This is a genomic window from Roseibacillus ishigakijimensis (assembly GCF_016595415.1).
GTDB classification, from domain to species: Bacteria; Verrucomicrobiota; Verrucomicrobiia; order Verrucomicrobiales; family Akkermansiaceae; genus Roseibacillus; species Roseibacillus ishigakijimensis.
Genome location: NZ_JAENIO010000022.1, coordinates 26,255 through 45,822 on the forward strand (window position 1 = coordinate 26,255; position 19,568 = coordinate 45,822).

A 19,568-nucleotide genomic window follows, 5' to 3' on the forward strand; every position below is an offset into this window, starting at 1 on the left:
TTTCTCCTACTGATTTTTTAAGAGCCCGTCCCGCTTGGCGCGACGGGCTTTTTTCATGGATTCGTTTCCAGGAGCTTTCGCTGCGTTTCACTCTACCCGAGGACCGCCGTCGAGGCTCCTCCCTCCTTCCTGCCCATTGCTTTCCCCGGAGTCATTGAGGTAGGATTGATCAGCGGCCGGGAGGGTGGCCCGCCACTGCTCGGCGGCCTCGCTATCGTCCCTTTTCCACCCTTCATAGACTTGGGTCAGTCCATTCTGACGTTGGTTATCGTCGAGGACCTGGCTATACCATGCGGCGGCCCGGTCATACTTGGATTGATAGATGAGGTTTTGTCCGGCGTCTTGAAAGACTTCGTCGGTCTTGAACTCGTCCCCCTGGGCTGTGAGCCATTCCGCAGCGGCGGCCTCATCCTGCCGCACCCACTGGCCGAAGGCGTCGGAGATTTCCTGGCCCGCATTCTCACTGCCGGCCAATTCCCCGGCCCGCCAATCCAAGGCGGCCTCCGGGTCGGTATTCGCCCAAGCATTGGTGATGTTCCGGCTCAGGTCCGCTTGCTCCTCGGCCGGAATGTCTCCGCTTTTCAAGAACTCCACCGCTGCCTGGGGGTCTTGCCAAGCGAGGTGGCTGACCATGGTCTCGCGAGCGGTAAGGAGAAGATCGTCGTCGTTCTTCTTGGCCAGATAGTCGAGCAATTCCGCGCGCTGGGCGGGGTCGCCGCTGGCAGACTGGGCGAGCTGGGTGATGACCGCGCGTTGGGTATCGGACTCCATTTCATCGAGCTTGGCCATGGTGCCGGGGAAGTCTTTTTTGGCCATGGCGGCGAAATACATGGCTTCAACCTGCGCCTGCCCCATGCCCATCATCCCGCCTCCGGCAAGTTCCTCGCCATTTTCCTTGAACCAGCTGTAGGCTTGTTCGGGATCGGCCCGCATCCAGCCCATCATGGCACCCATGGCTCCCACCATCTTCAGCATCCCACCTCTTTCATCGGCGAGAACGTGCTCCATTGCGGAGGCCCCGTCCCTGGCGGCCCATCGATTGAGCAGCATCATGCGCACGGCTATGCCCTCCTGCCCCACCGTCATGTCGTCGAGGTCGGCCAACAGGGCCTGCAACTCGTAGGGCCCGAGGTATTGGACCATATCCCAGATGCCAAAGAGAGTCTCGAAATCCATCTGCGACATGGGAGAATTGCGCAGCTCTTCCAACAGGGTCTCCAGGCCCAGGCGAGGATTCTTGGCCAGCTCGTAGCCCCGCAAGTTGGGCTCGCCCAGGGCCTCGTAGCCGGAACGGGTCTGAGTGACCGCAGCGGTGCTCTGGGTTGCCTGGGAGGAAGCCTGCGCCCCCTCCTCCCCGCCGGACCCGCTCTCTTTTCCAAGAAAAAATCCGCCTACACCGGTTAGCACCGATAGGCCTGCTGCAAGGTAAACATTCTTCTGCATACCTCCGAAATATGACTGGTCCGGGACCCGGGGCCAATTCCAAAAAAGGCCGGGGATTCTTTTGCAGGCCATGACGGCATGAACCCGGCGGGGAGTTGTCAGGCAGGCGGAACGGTGGCAGCTTGCCCGCACGATGACTTCGGCGCAAAAGGAACGCTACCTCCGCCACACCCTCCTCCCCCAGGTAGGAGAAAAGGGGCAGGAGAAATTACTCAATTCCTCGGTCTTACTAATCGGCTGTGGGGGGCTGGGCGCTCCCGCCGCCCTCTACCTGGCCGCCGCAGGGGTAGGCCGCCTCGGGCTGATCGATCCGGATCGGGTGGAAGCCTCCAATCTCCAACGGCAGGTTCTCTTCGCTTCCTCCGAGGTCGGACGTCTCAAGATCGAGGCTACGGAGGAGCGCTTGCGCGCGCTCAACCCCGACCTCGTGGTGGAACGCCATGCCGAACGATTCACCGTGGACAATGCTCTTTCCCTTGCGGGCAACTACGATCTCATCGTGGATGGGTCGGACAATTTCCCAACCCGATACCTCAGCAACGATGCCGCCTTCTTTCGGCAAAAACCGCTGGTCTACGGTTCAATCTTCCAGTTCGACGGCCAGGCCACGGTCTTTCATCCCTCGCAGGGGGGGCCCTGTTACCGCTGCCTGCTGCCGGATGCCCCGGCGGCGGATGCCGTGCCCAACTGTGCGGAGGCCGGGGTCCTGGGAGCCCTCCCGGGCGTGATTGGCTCTTTGCAAGCGATGGAAGCGCTCAAGCTCCTCCTCGGCATCGGGGATCCTCCCCTGGGCAAACTCACTTGCTACGACGCCCTCCGTAGCCAGTTCCGCACCATCAAACTGCGGCGGAATCCGGACTGCATCCTGTGCGGAGACCAGCCCAGCCTTGCAACTTTACGCCATGAAGGCCATAGCTGCCCCGTGAACGCACCCTACCGCGAAATCAGCCCCGAAGAATTCCGCGCGCTTCAAGGCGACGATTGGGATGGCATCCTCCTCGATGTCCGCACCCCGGAGGAATACGCCCAGCGCCGGATCGAGGGCGCCCTCTTCATCCCCATGCAGGAGATCCCCATGCGCTACCAAGAGCTCCCCCGGGACAAGCCCCTCGTCATCCACTGCAAGGCCGGCATGCGTTCGGCGCGGGTCTGTCTTTTCCTCGCCGAAAAGGGCTACTCCGATCTGCAGAACCTCACCGGCGGCATCGACGCTTGGTAAGGGGCCTACCACCAGGTGACGGGCAGGCCCAACTCATGCCCCAGAGCTTGGAAAAAGAAATAATCGCCCCAACTGGTGCGGGCATGGCGCGCCCGCCCGGGACCGGCACTGACCTGGCCTTTTTGCAACAGAGCCCGCGAGGCGGGCGAAGGATCGAGGAACTCCGCCGAACAGAGGGCGGTGAGCAGGCGGTCCTTGCTTTCGCTCAAGGCCGCCGGGGCATACTCTCCCTTTTCCAGCTCCTGGATGGCACAAATCGCAATCGCGGCTGCCGAGGAATCCCGCACCGCGGCGTCCTGCCCCCGGGCGCGAAAGTCCCAAACCGGCACCACCCGCTCGTCGAGATGGCTCGCAAAACACTCGCTGATCCGCAGGGAGGCGTCCCGATAGGCGGTCACTCCGGTGTAACGGTAGCCCATCGCAAAGCCATACATCGCCCAAGCCGAACCCCGCGCCCAGTGGGAGTCAACCGCGAGCCCCCCATAGTTGTCCCCCCGCAAGGGTCGACCTGTCTCCAAATCGAAACGATAAGCATGGTAGGTCGAGCCATCCGGGCGCAGGAAACAACGTAGGGCGGTCTCACTATGCTCCATGGCAAGCTCACGATAGCGTTCCTGCCCACTCTCTTCCGCAGCCCAATAGAGCAGCGGCAAGTTCATGAGACTATCGATGATGGCGAGCCCCGCGTAGTCCCCCTGCAGGTCATCGACCTCTCCCCAAGCGCGCAGATAGCGACCCTTTTCCACAAACCGGGCAGCGAGAACACGGGCCCCCTGCAGCGCCAGCTCGCGATACCACTCCTCACCCGTCATCTGGAAAAGGGCAACCGCGTAGAGAGAATAGAGAAACCCCAAATCGTGCATGGTCTGCTTGCCATGAATCCCGACCTTGTCGCGATAAAATGGCTGCAAGCGCGAAAGCTGTTCCAAAAACCAGCGGTCCCGGGTGTAGAGATAGCTCAGCACTCCCATCCCGGAAAAAAAAGAAGTCGTCCAATTATCGATATGAAAAAAGGGCTCCCGACGACGGGGATAGTCCCCTTCCACATCAAATCCCCAGCTGCTGGGGGAAGCACAAAGGTCCGGGAGATTGCGCCGGGTCTTGACCACTCCCCCGGCAAAAACCGAGCCGATGGCCGGGCCGCTGACCAAGGTCGCCCCCCTAGTGGCCAAATCCGTCAATTCACTACCAAGATTTCTCATTCCGCGCACTCTTCAGCACGATTGTCTCCAAATCCGACCCTTGCATGCCATTTGACGCTCACTCTGTTAACCCTTCCGGGCAGGCGAGCACCCCTCGATCCCGCGAATGGCAAGCTTCCTGCTCGCTTTCGCGACCTCAGCTTGGAACGGCAAATGGCAAAAGCGGCCTCTCTGGATCCTCCCACTCTCGTGGGTTGATCTGTGGACTCAGTTCGCCTAAAGACCTCCAGCACCTTTCCCGCTGTCACTTCATAACATGCAAAAAAACTGGAAAATTCTCATTTTTGCTCTTCCTTCCTCCTTCGCGGAAAGGCACGAAGGCCTAGCAATCGCCTACGGATTTCCCGCCACTTTTCGCTAGAGAGAACAAATATTCATCCAATCATCTCGTTTTACAGGCTCAAAAGCTATCCATTCATGACCCTTCGCCACCTCCTTTCCCGCACCTTCCTCCTGGGCTCACTCCTTCCCAATCTACTGCACGCCAACCCCGAAGACTGGCTATCCACAGAATTCGCGGACGCCTCTCTCACGCCCTCGCCCGCCTGCCTTTGCGCCTCTGCCGCAGGCGAGGTCTTTGTAGGAGTAGACCTCAATGGCTCGCTGGGGAAAGGACCCGACAAGGGCCGCATCGTGCGTCTGCTCGATATGGATAACGATGGCACCGCCGACTCCCACACCATCTTTGCCCGGGTCGACAATCCCCGGGGGCTCGTCGCCATGGGCAACCGTCTCTGGGTCCTGCATTCCGTCATTCCCGAAGGTGCCAAAGAGGTCGCCAGCGTGCAACTGAGCGTCTTCGAGGACCTCGATGGAGACGGCATTGCTGATGGGCCTCCCCAGCCGCTCGTTAAAAATATTTCCACTCTGGAGCCAAATCGCGAACGCGGCGCCGACCACACCACGAACGGAATCCAGCTCGGTATCGATGGCTGGATCTATATCGCGGTTGGCGATTTCGGCTTCGTCGAGGCCGAGGGCCGGGATGGGCGCAAGCTCACCCTCCTGGGAGGCGGGATCTTGCGGGTGCGACCCGATGGCACCGAGATGGAGATGTATACCCGCGGTCTCCGCAACATCTACGATGTGGCCATCGACCCTTTCATGAACATCTTCACGAGGGGGAATACCAATGACGGCGGAGGCTGGAACATCCGTTTCATCCATCATGTGCAGTCGGGCGACTACGGCTACCCCACGCTCTTCAAACATTTCACCCCCGAAATCCTGCCCGCCTTGGCCGACCTCGGGGGCGGCTCGGGGGCCGGCGCCCTCTTTTTGCAAGAACCCTCTTGGCCTGCCCGCTTCAACAACCTCCCCTTGATGGCCGACTGGGGGCGCTCGCAACTCTACATTCACCGGGTCGAGCCCGACGGCCCCTCTTTCACGCAAAAACAAGAGCCTTTCCTCAAGTGCTCGCAAATCTCCGATGTCGATGTCGATGCCTCGGGCCGGCTCTATCTGGCCTCTTGGAATGGAGCCGGATACAAGGGAAACCCAGACATCGGCCTCCTCACCCGGGTCGTTCCTTCCGGTTGGCAATACGTTCCCTTTCCCAATCTCAAGAAAGCCGCCGCCAGTGAACTGCTGAAGCTCTTGGCCTCTCCCAGCGCCAAGACCCGCCTCTCCGCCTCCCAAGAAATTCTGCTGCGCCGGGACCCCGCCCTGTCCGGGAGTCTCTTCGCCCTCGCAAGCAATGAAGCCGCCTTGCTCGAAGCTCGCGTCGCCGCCCTCTTCACCCTCGCCCAGCTCGGCCACCAGGAGCGCACTGCCCAGCTGACCGCCCTGGCTGCCGATGCCAGCGTGCGGGAATGGGCCCTCCGTGCCTTGGCCGATCGCCACGCCACGGCCAAAGACGCCCCCCGCGACCTCTTCACCGCCGCTCTGCAAGACCCGAATCCCCGCGTGCAAGTGGCGGCCGCCATTGGCCTGGGGCGTATGGGCGACCCCTCGGTGGCAAACGCCCTCCTCGCCGTCACCACTCCCGGCGGAGACACCATCACCCCCTTCTCCGAGGCCCGCCTCCAGGAGCTCACCTCCGCTCCCAATCCCGAGACCGAAGGACCGCACGCGAAGCCGAATCCAGCAATCATTCTCCCCCACGTGGCCGTCCATTCCCTACGCCAGCTGGAGGCCACCCAAGCCTGCCTCGAGGCCCTCTCCACCCCCGCCCGCAACGGAGCCCTCTGGGCCCTGCAGCAAATGCATAGCGAGGAAACAGTCACCGGTCTCCTCAACTACTACCAATCCACCGACGAGGCCGCGGACGAAGTCAGAATCATCGCCGCCCTGGCCCGCCTCAGCCAAAATGAAGCCCCCTACGACGGCTCCTGGTGGTGGAAAACCCAACCCGACACCCGCGGCCCCTACTACGTCCCGAGCCCCTGGTCCGGCACCGAGAAGATCGCGCGCTTTGTCCAGGGCATCTACGAGAACGCGCCCCCCCAGGGAAAAGACCTCATTCGCCACTTGGCCGACCGCAACCGCTCGCGCTGGGAAGGCATCGGCGGGATGGAACCTTCCTCAGAAAAAGCCTCCGAAAAGGGAGAAATCGGGCGCACCTCCATCGAAGACATCGTCCTCGCCCTCGACAAACTCAAAGGCCGCCCCAATCGCGGAAAAACCATCCTCAAGGGCATGGCCTGCGCCGGGTGCCACAACCTCACCGCCGAGGAAACTATCAAAGGCCCCGACCTCAGCCGCCTGGGAAGCCAGACTCCCGCCGAAATCGCGGAATCCATCATCAAGCCCTCTGCCATCATTGCCTCCAGTTGGGTCAATATCACCCGCCAGGACGGAACCGTCCTCGCTGGCACCATTGTGGAGAAAAACGACAAGGAAATCGTCCTGCACGACATTGCCGGCACCCCCACCCGGATTCCCCTCAGCGATATCCAATCCACCACCCCCGGCCCCCCGCTGATGGGCCCCCACCTTGCGGATGAATTGAGCCTGCAGCAATTCGCAGACGTGATAGCCTATCTGCGCTCTCTGGACACTTCCGCGAACCATTAACCCCCTTTGACGGCACCTCCCGATCCCGGCAGCGCTCAATCCCCGGGCGCCTGCCCGCGCGAGAGGCCTAAGTTGCCACCTGCACCACTTGGCCCAGAACCTCGCCAAGAGCGGAGTCCGTCTGTCTGCGGTAGGCGATCAACCAAAAGGCGAAAATCACCAAACGTTCATCCCTCCAGCTTCCGGTGATCTCCTGCCGACGCGTCAGAGGATGCCTGCGCTGGATACAAGCCTTTGTTTCAGGCCCTTCCAAGACTGCGCACTCCCCGCCTGCATGGCGGGTTAACGTGAAAATTTGGCCCTCTCCCTTGATTTCCACCACTCCCCTGAGAGCGAGCTTTTTGACAGCGACAGAGACAACCTTGTCTCCATCCCTCAACTCCCACCGTTTCTTGAATCTCCCCGCCAGATCAATGGAGTAATCACCATGGCGGCCCGTGATCGCACCCGACGGGGGTGCCGTGGAGAAACTCACTCTTGTCACCTGTCCCTCAGCAAGTAGGCGGTAGTTTTGAGAGCACCAACCATCGGGGATACCTTTTATCTTCATCACAGCCTATTGCAAGTCGCTCAGCACCAGCTCGACGACCTGGCTTCAACTGAGCTTCACTCCTTGGCAACTTGAGCCAAATCCCGGCAGACCGTTGCGTCAAGGTGATTCAGGCGATTCAAGGCGGTAACAGTGACACCCCCACCGGTTGATTCCGGGTGCAGGGCCCAGTCCGACACAAGTTATCTGAAAAGTTGTCAGGACATGAGTGAAACCTCGTCTGAAAGCTTGCAGACTTCCCAGATTGAGAAAAAAGGATGAGGATGGAGGCGGCGGGCGGATTCGAACCGCCGAATACAGGTTTTGCAAACCCGCGCCTTAGACCACTTGGCCACGCCGCCGTTGTTTTCTTAGGAAAACATTGCCCGCCGCTTTCGCGCGGGGCGGGATAATTAGGCTCATCCGGAACGGGTGTCAATGCTCCTCTTGCACGAATTCCGACATTCTCTTTCTTTTCTTGTCACCTCCCGAGAAAACCATTCTCTCTTCCCCTTTCTCTGCGTTAGTTTGCCGGTGGCATGGAATCTTATCCCCGAGACCTCGACAAACGTTCTGAAGCCCCCGCAATCCGGGCTTCCATCCATGTGGGTGCCTCCGCGATTTCCATGCTGATTCTCGACTGCAGCGAGGCCGATCATCCCGTTCCGATGGAGTTCCTGGAACAGCCGCTCTCCTTGGCCCGTGATATCTTCTCGCGAGGCCAGGTCTCGCGCGAGACCACGGAGCGGGCGGTGGAAATCTTGAGCGGCTATCTCGACTCGCTTCGTGAGCTGGGGGGAGGCCTCGAGGAGGTCTCCCGGGTCGTGGCCACTAATATCCTCTCGGAGGCCAGCAACCGGGAGCTCATCTCTACCCGGCTGGCGGTGGCCACGGGTTTACCAATTGAGATTCTCGACGATGGAGAAATGACGCGGTTGGTCTATCTGAAGACCTTGCGCCGCTTGCATGAGATCGAGGCCATGAAGAAGCGAGTCACGCTGGTGGTTCATGTCGGCCCGGGCAATACCCGCGCGCTCCTCTTTGCCAAAGGGCACATTGACGAATACGAGTCCTATCGCTTGGGCACTCATCGCACGGCGGAATTCATCGAAGCCTCCTTTGCGGAGGGGGAAGCGCAGCTGCGGTTGATCCGGGACAATGCCTCGGGCCCGATTTCGCGCATCGTCTTCGATCTGCGGGAGCACCAGATTCAGGACTTGGTCTTGATTGGTTATGAGATTCAGCTCCTTGCGCCATTTTTGCTAAAAAGCACGGGCTCGACGCGTTGCTCGGTGCGGGCTCTGCGGGATCTTTGTCAGGAAGCGGCCCGCACGCCCGAGGACCAGCGGGCGATGGCCTACCAATTGGACTATCATGCCGCCGATGCTCTTTTGCCCGCTTTGCAAATCAATCTGGCCATTGCAGAGGCCTTCGGGGTGAAGACCGTGCACATTCCCTCCTCCGATTACGAGCGCGGGCTGCTGCACGATCTCCCCTTTTCGGCAGGATTGACGCGGGAATTCGAGGCCGAGGTCATTCGCTCCGCGCGCAATCTGGCCGAGAAGTATGAGACCCATAGTGGTCATGGCGAACAGGTGGCCTTTCTCTGCGGACGGCTTTTCGAGGAAACCCAGTCCCTGCACCGGCTTTCGGAGCAAGATGGACTCCTCCTGCAGGTGGCGGCCATTGTGCACGAAGTGGGCGGCTTCGTCAGCCCCCACGCGCACCACAAGCACTCAGAGTATCTCATTCTCAACTCCGAGATCTTCGGACTCTCGGAGAATGAACGCACCTTGGTGGCTCTGGTCTCCCGCTATCACCGCATGTCTCCCCCCAAGCCCAATCACGAACGCTACTCCGCCCTCCCCTACCCGGAGCGCATCCGGGTCAGCAAGCTGGCCTCCCTCCTCCGGGTAGCCGACGCGCTGGAACGCACCCACTCCAGTCGGGTGCGGGACCTTGCGGTCAAAATCGAGAAAAGCCGCCTCCTGCTCGAGCTCAAGGGGGTGCCCGACGCCTCGGCGGAGCGCCTCGCGCTGGAGAGCAAAGGCGATCTTTTCCGCGACATTTTCGGGCTCGAAGTCACCATTGCCGAGTCCTAGTTTGTTCCCACAGTTTCCATTTTTTCCCCGATACCATGCCCGACCAATTCATCAATCGTGAGCTCTCCTGGCTCGAGTTCAACCAACGCGTGCTCGACCAGGCCTGCCGTCCCGACCTGCCCATCCTCGAGCGGGTCAAGTTCCTCGCCATTACGGCTTCCAATCTCGACGAATTCTTCCAGGTCCGGGTCGGGGGGCTGACCATGGCCAAACGGGCGGGCTCGACCTCACGAGATCTCACCGGGCTCACCGCCACCCAGCAGTTGGCAAAAATCCGCAGCCGCTGCCAAGAGATGTCCAAGGAGCAATACCGCATTTTCAATGACGAAATCGCACCCATGCTGGCCGAGAAAGGCCTGGTCCATCTCAATCCCAAGGACCTGACGCCAGAGGAGCGGGTGGGCGTGGATGACTACTTCAAGTCCTTCATTTTCCCCATGCTGACTCCCCTTGCGCTGGAGTCCTCCCAGCACGCCATCGCCTTGCCCTCGCTGCAGATTGTCATCGCGGCCCGGCTCACCTCCGAGGAGGAAACCCGCTATGCCTTCGTGCCCATTCCGGTCAATATTCCCCGCTTCATCTCCGTCCCGCGCGAGGAAGGGGAAGGCTTTGTCATGCTAGAGGATTTGATTCGCTTCCATCTGGGCGATCTCTTTCCCCGCGAGACCATCACCGGCACCGCTCTCTTCCGGCTGACGCGAAATACCGACATCGCGGTCGATGAAGAAGATGCCTCCGACCTGATTGACGAAATGGAGGAAGTCCTCTCGGCCCGCCGCTTCTCAGCCACGGTGCGGTTGCAATTGCGCACGGGGGCTCCGCGAGACATCACCAAGCTGATCCAGGAACTCACCGGCACGGCCTCCCCCCAACTCTACCGGGTGCCCGGCCCCCTCGCACTCACCGAATTCATGCAGCTGGCCTTCCGTCCCGGCTTCGATCATCTGCGTGCCAAGAAATGGACGCCCCAACCCTCCCCCGCAGTCGGCCCCAGCACCTGCATCTTCGACGCCATCGCCAGCAACGACATCCTGCTTTCCCATCCCTTCGAGTCCTTCGAGCCCGTGGTGAGACTGGTGCAGGAGGCCGCCAAGGACCCCAATGTCCTTTCAATCAAACAAGTCCTCTATCGCACCGCCGAGGATTCCGCCATCATCAACGCGCTCATCCGGGCTGCGGAAAATGGCAAACAAGTCACTGTCCTCATTGAGCTCAAAGCCCGCTTCGACGAGGCCCGCAACTTGCACCGCGCGGAAGAACTGCAGCGGGCGGGAGTGCAAGTGGTCTACGGCGTGAAAGGGCTGAAGACCCACGCCAAAATCACCCTCGTGGCTCGCAATGAGGGCGGACGTTTGCGCCGTTACGTCCATCTTGGCACCGGCAACTACAACGAATCCACCGCCCGCCTCTATACCGACATCTCCTATCTGACTTGTCGTCCCGAGTATGCCGCCGACGCCTCCCTCTTTTTCAATGCCGTCACCGGGCGCTCCAAGTTGGTGCGCTTGCAGAAGCTGGCCAGCGCCCCCACCATGCTAAAGCAACGGGTGTTGGAGCTCATCGAAGGAGAAATCGCCCGGGCCAAGCAAGGGCACAAGGCCCTCATCATGGGCAAAATGAATTCCCTTCAGCACCCCGAGGTCATCTCCGCCCTCTATCGAGCCTCCCGCGCCGGGGTGGAAATCAAGCTGAACGTGCGCGGCATCTGCTGCCTCAAACCCGGGAACCGCAAGGACGCCAAGAACATCACCGTAGTCTCCATCATCGACCGCTTTCTGGAGCACGCCCGCGTCTTTTACTTCCATCGCGGCGGCGACCCGGAGGTTGCCATCTCCTCCGCCGACTGGATGGTGCGCAATCTCGACTCCCGGGTCGAACTCATGATCCCCATCGAAGATCGGTCCTGCAAGCGCCAGCTCATTCGCATTCTGGAGGCCGCCTTCAAGGACAACACCAATGCCTCCCTGATCTTGCCCGATGGCACCAGCAAGCCCGTGACCCCGGCCAAGGGAGAGCGCCCTTTCCGCCTACAGGAACACCTCTATCGAAATGCGGTCAAAGCGGCCCGCAATCATGCCCGGCAAAAAGCCACCACCTTCGAGCCCCATCTCCCCAACGATTAAGCCGGAGAGTGGCGGGTGTCGGGGGATTGGCGGTTTTTTCCCGAAAAAAAGGCCGCAGGGTCTGTCCCTCCGGCCTCTCTTGGCATGGCCCGCCCCTCCCAGTCCGGGGAGGCGGCAGCTTCTTTTCCAGCGAGGAAAAGTCAAATCTCGTGGGTGGGCAAATTGGCCACCTCCTCTTTGACCGCTTCGGCAAGCGGAGTGCTCAGATAACGCTCGGTGGAAGAGCAACCCACGGTGACGATGCGGCCGCCGGGGAATTGTTTGGCGATTTGCATCGCGGCCCAGACATTGGCTCCGGTGGAGATACCAGCGGGCAAGCCTTCCTCCTGGGCAAGCCGCTGGGCCGTCGCAAAGGCATCCTCATTGGTCACTTGCACCACCTCGTCGATGATTTCGGTATTGAGGTTGCCGGGAATGAAGCCCGCGCCGATTCCTTGGATCTTGTGGGGGCCCGGCTGACCGCCGGAAATGACGGGGCTGGCCGTGGGCTCGACAGCCACGATGCGGCTGTTGCCCCGCTCCTTGAGGACTCCACCGACTCCCGAAAGCGTGCCTCCGGTGCCGACCCCTGCGACGAAGGCGTCAATTTGTCCTTCGGCATCCTTCCAAATTTCCTCCGCCGTGGTTTCGCGGTGAACCTGCGGGTTGGCGGGGTTGTCGAACTGGCTGGGCCCGAAGGAGCCCGCGCCGTGCTCTTCCAAAAGCTGCTTGGCCTTGGCAATGGCCCCGCCCATCCCCTTCGGTCCGGGCGTGAGGACGATCTCCGCCCCCAGGAGGCGCAGCAGCACCCGCCGCTCCATGGACATGGTCTCGGGCATGGTGAGGATGCAGCGATAGCCCTTGGCGCGAGCAACAAATGCAAGGGCAATTCCCGTATTTCCCGAAGTGGGCTCGATGATGGTGCCGCCGGGCTGCAACTTGCCCTCGCGCTCCGCCGCCTCGATCATGGCTTTGCCGATGCGGTCCTTCACACTGAAAAGCGGATTGAAGAATTCGGCTTTGACGAAGATATCAGCCCCCGCTTCCTGGGAAATTTTAGGCACTTTGATGAGGGGCGTATTGCCCACGGTGTCGACCATATTGTTTGCAATCATGTCAGCTTAGTATTGAGAAATTTTGGGACCTTGCCCAAGGGAAATTCCCTTAAATTTGGAAATCGGTCACGCCGGAATTGAGATGAAGACCGCACTCGTATTTCTCACCACCAAAGCGGGTCTCCTCGGCAGACTCGGCCTCCGAGATTTTCTTGGTGGAATGCCAATCCCCCATGGTGACATACTCGTCGGCGAGAGGATGGCGGGGAAGCTCGTTCTTCACGAGAAAACGCTCCACTTCATCGTCCTGCCAATCCAGGATGGGATAGGCCTTCATGGTCTTGGACTGCTGTTCGGCAAAGGGCCGGTCCACGCGAGTGCGGGAGTGACTGCGCCGCAGACCGCTCAACCAGACCTCGGCCCCCGTTTCCGCGATGGCGCGATTCATGGGCTCGACCTTGTTGAGCAAGGCATACTTCTCATTCCCTTCCGCCCCCTGCTCCCAGAGCTTGCCGTAAGCAGCCTCCTGCCAGGCCGGACTCCATTGCGAGCGATAGACTTTGATATCGAGGTCCAGCCGATCACTCAACTCCATGGCATAGCGATAAGTCTCTGGAAAATGATACCCGGTATCGATGAAAACGACCGGCACTCCGGGGGCGTGGTCTTTGACCAGCTTCAGCATCACCGCAGCCTGCAGCCCGAAACTGGTGCTGGCCACCACCCGACCGGGATAGCGTTCGGCCAGAAGTTCGATGCGTTTGCCAGCTGAGAGGAGAGCCAACTCTTCAGACAGAGAGGGCGCGTCGGGGGTCTCCGCGCCATTGATTTGTGGGGATTCTTTCACGTCTTATTCCGAGGCGTAGGCCTCTTCTTTGATATTATCATGGAAGTCGCCCCCCCATTCGGTGGCAGCGACATAACCGGCACGGATAACGAAGTCGCCGAATTTCTCGCCCTCGTTCCGCTCTTTGGCATACTGTTCCAGAATGGGATCGAGCACTTTACGGATATCATTCTGGTCCAGATCCTGGCGATAAAGTTTGTTCAACCGCATGCCATTGTGCCCCCCTCCGAGATAGAGATTGTAGCGGCCCGGACCGCGACCGACGAAGGCGATCTCGGCCAGGAAAGGGCGACCGCAGCCATTGGGGCAACCGGTCATGCGGATAGTGATGGCGTCGTGACGCAGGCCCACCTCCTCCAGCTTCTCTTCCAGCGACTCGATGACATCGGGGAGGTAGCGCTCGGCCTCGGCCAGGGCAAGGGCACAGGTGGGCAGAGCCACACAGGCGATGGAGGACAGACGAAGAGCACTCTTTTCGTGGCTGTCCGCGATGCCGTATTGGGCCATGAGAGCCTCGATCTTGGGCTTGTTCTCGGGCGAGATGTCGGCAATGACCAGATTCTGGTTGGCAGTGAGACGGAAGTCACCTTCGTGAATGCGGGCGATCTCACGCAAGCCGGTGCGCATGGGGTAGGCCGCCGTATCGAGCACGCGCCCGCCCTGCACGAACATGGTGTAGTGGAAGCGGCCCCGGTCATCCTCCATCCAACCAAAGCGATCGCCATTGTCCTCGAAGACAAAGTCGCGCGTGGGGGCGAGGTCCCATCCCAGATATTTGTTCAGCTCGGCGAGAATCCAATCCACCCCCCGGTCTTCGATGGTGTATTTGAAGCGGGCATGCTTGCGATTGGTGCGATCACCATAGTCGCGCTGCACAAGGACGACTTTTTCCGCCACTTCCACCACCTGATCAGGGCGGCAGAAGCCGATGACATTGGCGGCCCGGGGAAAGGTCTTCACATCCCCGTGGGTCATGCCCAGTCCTCCTCCCACCGCGACGTTGTAGCCGACGATTTGCCCGTCTTCCACGATGGCGATGAAGGAGAGGTCATTGGCGCAGATATCGACGTCATTGGACGGCGGGATAGCCACCGCGATCTTGAACTTGCGGGGAAGATAGGTCTTGCCATAAATGGGCTCCACCTCCTCTTCACTCGTTTCAATCTTTTCCCCATCGAGCCAAATCTCATGATAAGCCCGCGTGCGGGGAGTGAGGTGATCGGAAATATCCTGGGAAATCTTCAGCGCATCGGCATGCACCGAGGAAAGATAAGGATTGGGATAGCACATCACGTTGCGGTTGACATCGCCGCAAGCCGCAATGGTATCCATCGCCGTGTCATTGATCTCCTTGATCGTGCGCTTGAGATTGGACTTGATCACCCCATGCAACTGATAGGCCTGCCGGGTAGTCAGCTTGATGGTGCCATTGGCGAACTGATCCGCCATCCGGTCCACCTCAATCCATTGGTGGGGAGTGGTCACCCCCCCGGGAACGCGAATGCGGATCATGAAGGAATAGGCCTTCTCCAACTTGTGGGCCCGGCGACCGGCCCGCAGGTCGCGGTCGTCCTGCTGATAGGTGCCGTGGAATTTCAGCAGCTGCTGATCATCCTCCGACAGGGAGCCGGTGGAGAGATCGCGGAGTCCCTCGGCGAGGGTCCCGCGCAGATAGTTGGAACGGGTCTTGATGCCTTCGTTGGCTGAGAGTTTGTCACTCATGATATCGATAGGTTCGGGTAAAATTTCGGATTCTTAGTAAACGTCACGCTGGTAACGCTTCTCTTTCTTTAGTTGAGCCACATATTCGGTGGCTTCTTCGCGGGAGAGACCGCCTTCTTGCGAAATGATATCGAGAAGGGCCTCGTGGACGTCGAGAGCCATCCGGCTGGCATCGCCGCAAACATAGAAGTGGGCTCCCTTCTGCAACCACTCATAGAGCTCGCGGGCATTTTCCCGCATCTTGTCCTGCACGTAGACTTTTTCCGGTTGATCCCGGGAGAAGGCCACGTCCAACTTGCTGAGGGCTCCACTTTGCAAGTGGTCCTGCCATTCGAGCTGATAGAGAAAGTCGTAAGTATAGCGTTGGTCGCCAAAGAAGAGCCAGGAGCCGCCATTGCGGCCGGCTTCGGCCCGGTGTTCGACGAAGGAGCGGAAGGGGGCCACGCCAGTGCCGGGTCCCACCATGATGATGGGAGTTTCATCAGACTCAGGCAGGCGGAAGTTCTTGTTGGGCTGGACAAAAAGGGACACTTCCCCGCCCTTCTCGACCAAATCAGCGAGGTAGGTGGAGGCCACGCCCTTGCGCGGCTGGCCATCGAACTCGTATCGCACGGAGGCAATGGTCAAGTGGACCTCGTCGGGATGCGCCAGCGGGCTCGAGGCGATGGAATAGAGACGCGGGGGAAGCTTGCGCAACAAGCTGGCGAGCTCGTCCACCTTCAAACCGGAGGGAGCAAAATCGCGAATGGCATCAGCGATCCAGCGGCCCCAGAGATAGCTCTTGAGCTCTTCCTTGGCTTCATCCTCCAGGAGGGCGGCCAACTTTTCCGAAGGGGCGACGGCGAGCAGCTTTTTCAGCACCGATTTCGACAGCGTCGTGATTTCCAAATCTTCGCGAAGAGCATCGGCGAGCACTTTCTTCTCCCCTCCTTTGAGCACAATCTCCTCGTTCCCGCTCAACTGGGCGGCGGAGAGAATACCTTCCACCATATCGGGAGCGTTTTTGGCAAGAACCGCGAGAGCATCGCCGGGCTGGTAATGCAGGCCCGAGCCCTCAAGGGAGAGTTCGTAGTGCCAGGTCTCCTTGGCCGATCCCTCGCCGTTGAGGAGAGCTTTGTCGAGCAGCTCCGAAGGGAAGGGATTCTTTTTGCCATACTCCACCGCAGGTGCGGCCACCGGGCCTCCCGCAGGCACAAAGGCCGCCGGAGCCGCTGCCGGAGCCAGTGCCTCAAAGGCCGCCGTGACCCACTGGTTGTAGGGCTCATCATAATCGACATCACAATCCACGCGGGGAGCCACTCGCTGGGCCCCCAGTTTTTCAAGGCGGGCATCCACTTGCTTGCCAGTCTCGCAGAAACGCTCGTAAGAAGTGTCCCCCAGAGCACAAACCGAGAACTTCACCTGCGACAGGTCGCTCTCCCCTTCCATGAGGGCTTTGTAAAATTCCTCAGCGGCTTCCGGAGGATCGCCCTCGCCCCAGGTGCTCACAATCACGAGCAAATTCGTCTCCTTCGCCAAATCAGCGGGCTGGCAATCGGCCATGTTCTTCATCACTGCCTTGAAACCCTTTTTCTTGGCAGCTTTCACCGTCTGATCGGCGAGGGATTCGGAATTACCTGACTCCGTGCCATAAAGGACGGTGAGAGGAGTTTTGCCCGCCGCAGCAGCGGGAGCGGCGACTCCCGAGCTGGCCGAGAGAAATCCACCCAGCCACATCCGCTGGCCGGGGTCGAAGCCCGCCAAAAGACCGCTCAGGGCCTGGCGCTGGTCGGGAGAGAAAGGAGCATGCTCAGGAATCATACTTGAGTAAATTGATAAAGTTAATCGTGTTTCCGGACGGGACGCTACCCGCGCGGGCGCCGGATAGCAAATCCTTTTTCGGAAAGAAAGGAGATTGCCGTTGGGGGAAGGCATTCTTCCGGGTTGCCAAACAGGCGGGCTTGGCGGAGCGTGGAGGCTTGCGCACGGAGTTGACATTTCTAGGAACCGGCACCTCGGTGGGAGTGCCCATGATCGGTTGTCCCTGCCCGGTCTGCACCTCTTCTGATCCCCGCAATCGGCGGACGCGCTCCTCCCTCTACCTGTCCACCCCTGAGGTCAATGTTCTGGTAGATACCGGGCCGGACTTGCGGGAACAGGCGCTACGAGAGCGCCTGACGACGGTCGATCATGTCCTCTACACCCACGATCACGTTGATCACATCGTGGGGTTCGACGAGATTCGCGCGTTTTGCTGGCGCCGCGAGGATCCCATGCCGCTGCATGGCTCCCCCCACACTCTGGCCACGTTGGAGCGCATGTTCCCTTGGGCCTTTGGCAACACCGCGCGCAACTATGTGCGCCCGGATCCCCGCCCCTTTCATGACTTCGAGGCCATTCATCTGGGCAAGCTGACCGCGCAACCTTTTCCGGTAGTGCATGGAGCTTCGCCCACCCATGGCTTTCTCTTCACTCTCCCCGATGGCGAACGGGTGGCCTATGCCCCCGATGTGAAAACCTTTCCGCCCGAGTCGCTGGGAATTCTCCACAATGTGGACCTCCTCATCATCGATGCACTCCGTCCCGACCCCCACCCGACCCACCAATCCCTGGACGAGGCCCTCGCGCTGGCCGACAGCCTCGCCCCCGCCCGCACCGCGCTGACCCATCTGACACACGATCTGGACTTTGCCACCACGAGCACTAAGCTCCCGGCAAATACCTTTCTCGCCACCGACGGTCTCACCCTGACTTTTCCCTCATGAAACGGCTATTATCATTTTCTTGCTTATTCCTTCTCCTGACCGCCTTCCCCTTCCTGGAGGCCGCGCCCGCCCCCATCGACCCCGCCACGGTGGCAATCATCTTCAATTCCAACGAAAAGAAATCGCAAGCGCTTGCCGTCAAATACGCCCAAGAACGGAACATTCCCTTTTCCAACCTGGTCCCTCTGGACGTGCCCGACCAGTCCACCCTCAGTCGCACGGAGTTCGAACAAAAAGTGCGCGACCCACTCACCGGGCACTTCGAACGGGAAATCTGGTGGAGCCGGGCCCGGGACGGCAAAGGAGTCAAAATCCCGGTAAAAAACAAAATCCGCGTCCTTCTTCTTGTGAAAGGGGTGCCCTATCGCATCAAGCGGGAGGAGCGATCTCCCGGGGCCGATGGCAAAGTGACGCCACCAGCCCAAGGGCAGCAGGACGAGGCCTCGGTGGACTCGGAGCTGGTTTACCTCGGCCTCTCCAAGCACGAAATCAGTGGACCACTCAACAACCCCTATTTCAAGCAAGACAAGGGAATCGCCGACCCCACCCTCACTCCCCTGTTTTTCACCTGTCGGCTCGATGGCCCCAGCTATGAAATTTGCGAGCGCATCATCACCGATTCCCTCGCCGCCGAGGAGACGGGCCTCTGGGGCATGTGCTATCTTGACGAGGCGCACAAGGGAAAGAACTACGAGATTGGCGATCAGTGGCTCCGGGCCATCGCGCGCCGCAATCGCAAGGAGGGCATCCCCACCGTCGTGGACCGCTTCCGCGACACCATGGTGACCAACTACCCCATGGCGGGAGCCGCGCTTTATTTCGGTTGGTATGCCCATCACCGCAACGGGCCCTTTCTCAATCAAAACTTCCGTTTCAAGAAAGGAGCGATTGCCGTCCACTTGCACTCCTTCTCAGCCGCCCAATTGGAGAATGTGAACAAGAATTGGGTGGCGCCCCTCTTGTCCGCAGGAGCCGCCGCCACCGTGGGCAACGTCTGGGAGCCCTACCTGACCGGCACCCACCACTTCGATATTCTTCACGAACGCTTGCTCCAGGGCTACTCGCTGGTCGAGGCCGCGCACATGGCCATTCCGGTGCATTCCTGGCAATCCCTGGTCATCGGCGACCCGCTCTACCGACCCTTCCTCGTCTACAACCAGCCTCCGGCGGCCGCTGAAGATAACAAAGACTACCGGGCCTTTCGCCTGGGGGTGCAAAAGTGGAGCCTTGAGCCTGAAACTTTGACCGTCAAGCTGCGTTCGGCAGCCGCGCGCATGGGCTCGGGGCCCCTCTACGAAGCACTCGGGCTGCGCCTACTGGAAGAGAACAAAATCGTGGAAGCAAAGGCCTTCTTCCAAGCCGCAGGCAAGGTTTACCCCGGCAGTGCTGACAAATTGCGCCAAACCCTCCACGAGATCAACATCCACCGGGTTTTTGGCGAAAAAGAGGCCGCTTTGGGCCTAATTGAGGAGGCCTCCGAGCGCTTCGGAGAAATCCCCGAAGGAAAGGCCCTCATCGGCTTGCGCAACATCCTCCACCCCCCGGCACCGCCTGCCGCCCAGCCCAAAAGCGGGGAAAAAAACTGACC

Annotated in this window: 12 protein-coding genes and 1 tRNA gene; 6 read left to right on the forward strand and 7 right to left on the reverse strand. The window is 60.2% G+C overall.

The genetic code is table 11. From position 1 onward, the window contains the following. Positions 1 to 87: 87 nt before the first annotated feature. Positions 88 to 1,407, reverse strand: coding sequence for a hypothetical protein (locus JIN78_RS09855; protein WP_200391796.1), 1,320 nt, complete (start codon positions 1,405 to 1,407; stop codon positions 88 to 90). Between the two features lie 169 nt (positions 1,408 to 1,576). On the opposite strand from JIN78_RS09855, the gene moeB reads away from it, so the two are divergent. Next, complete coding sequence (gene moeB, locus JIN78_RS09860) at positions 1,577 to 2,662, forward strand: molybdopterin-synthase adenylyltransferase MoeB (RefSeq protein ID WP_200391797.1); 1,086 nt, start codon at positions 1,577 to 1,579, stop codon at positions 2,660 to 2,662. A 5-nt stretch (positions 2,663 to 2,667) separates the two neighbouring features. Here moeB and JIN78_RS09865 read toward each other — a convergent pair whose 3' ends face one another. Beyond that, positions 2,668 to 3,864 carry a glycoside hydrolase family 88 protein gene (locus JIN78_RS09865; RefSeq protein WP_200391798.1) on the reverse strand — a complete coding sequence of 399 codons (1,197 nt, stop codon included), beginning with the start codon at positions 3,862 to 3,864 and terminating at the stop codon, positions 2,668 to 2,670. A gap of 417 nt (positions 3,865 to 4,281) precedes the next feature. On the opposite strand from JIN78_RS09865, the gene JIN78_RS09870 reads away from it, so the two are divergent. Further along, positions 4,282 to 6,879: a DUF7133 domain-containing protein gene (locus tag JIN78_RS09870; protein WP_200391799.1), complete on the forward strand. Its 2,598-nt coding sequence runs from the start codon at positions 4,282 to 4,284 to the stop codon at positions 6,877 to 6,879. A gap of 814 nt (positions 6,880 to 7,693) precedes the next feature. Here the strand turns inward: JIN78_RS09870 and JIN78_RS09875 are convergent. Continuing rightward, positions 7,694 to 7,770: transfer RNA gene (locus tag JIN78_RS09875), tRNA-Cys, on the reverse strand. 177 nt (positions 7,771 to 7,947) lie between these two features. Here JIN78_RS09875 and JIN78_RS09880 point away from each other — a divergent pair. Together JIN78_RS09880 and ppk1 are read left to right on the forward strand one after the other, a co-directional pair. Next, positions 7,948 to 9,510 carry a Ppx/GppA phosphatase family protein gene (locus JIN78_RS09880; RefSeq protein ID WP_200391800.1) on the forward strand — a complete coding sequence of 521 codons (1,563 nt, stop codon included), beginning with the start codon at positions 7,948 to 7,950 and terminating at the stop codon, positions 9,508 to 9,510. Between the two features lie 35 nt (positions 9,511 to 9,545). After that, a complete protein-coding gene (gene ppk1 / locus JIN78_RS09885) occupies positions 9,546 to 11,633 on the forward strand; it encodes a polyphosphate kinase 1 (protein WP_200391801.1) in 2,088 nt (695 codons plus the stop codon). Between the two features lie 140 nt (positions 11,634 to 11,773). On the opposite strand, the gene cysK is transcribed toward ppk1, so the two are convergent. The 4 genes from cysK to JIN78_RS09905 are packed head-to-tail and all read right to left on the reverse strand — an operon-like array spanning position 11,774 to position 17,036. After that, the gene (gene cysK, locus JIN78_RS09890) at positions 11,774 to 12,727 is read right to left on the reverse strand and encodes a cysteine synthase A (RefSeq protein WP_200391802.1); all 954 of its coding nucleotides are present in this window, start codon (positions 12,725 to 12,727) and stop codon (positions 11,774 to 11,776) included. 49 nt (positions 12,728 to 12,776) lie between these two features. Beyond that, on the reverse strand, positions 12,777 to 13,514 hold the full coding sequence (locus tag JIN78_RS09895; protein ID WP_307832991.1) for a phosphoadenylyl-sulfate reductase: 738 nt from the start codon (positions 13,512 to 13,514) through the stop codon (positions 12,777 to 12,779). Between the two features lie 3 nt (positions 13,515 to 13,517). Continuing rightward, complete coding sequence (locus tag JIN78_RS09900; protein WP_200391803.1) at positions 13,518 to 15,236, reverse strand: NADPH-dependent assimilatory sulfite reductase hemoprotein subunit; 1,719 nt, start codon at positions 15,234 to 15,236, stop codon at positions 13,518 to 13,520. Between the two features lie 33 nt (positions 15,237 to 15,269). Continuing rightward, positions 15,270 to 17,036, reverse strand: coding sequence for a diflavin oxidoreductase (locus JIN78_RS09905; protein WP_200391804.1), 1,767 nt, complete (start codon positions 17,034 to 17,036; stop codon positions 15,270 to 15,272). Between the two features lie 170 nt (positions 17,037 to 17,206). On the opposite strand from JIN78_RS09905, the gene JIN78_RS09910 reads away from it, so the two are divergent. Both JIN78_RS09910 and JIN78_RS09915 read left to right on the forward strand, forming a co-directional pair. Continuing rightward, a complete protein-coding gene (locus JIN78_RS09910) occupies positions 17,207 to 17,980 on the forward strand; it encodes an MBL fold metallo-hydrolase (RefSeq protein WP_234037911.1) in 774 nt (257 codons plus the stop codon). Beyond that, positions 17,977 to 19,566, forward strand: a complete 1,590-nt coding sequence (locus JIN78_RS09915; protein WP_200391805.1) for a TIGR03790 family protein — start codon at positions 17,977 to 17,979, stop codon at positions 19,564 to 19,566. Before JIN78_RS09910 ends, JIN78_RS09915 begins: the two co-directional genes overlap by 4 nt. Positions 19,567 to 19,568 lie beyond the last annotated feature (2 nt).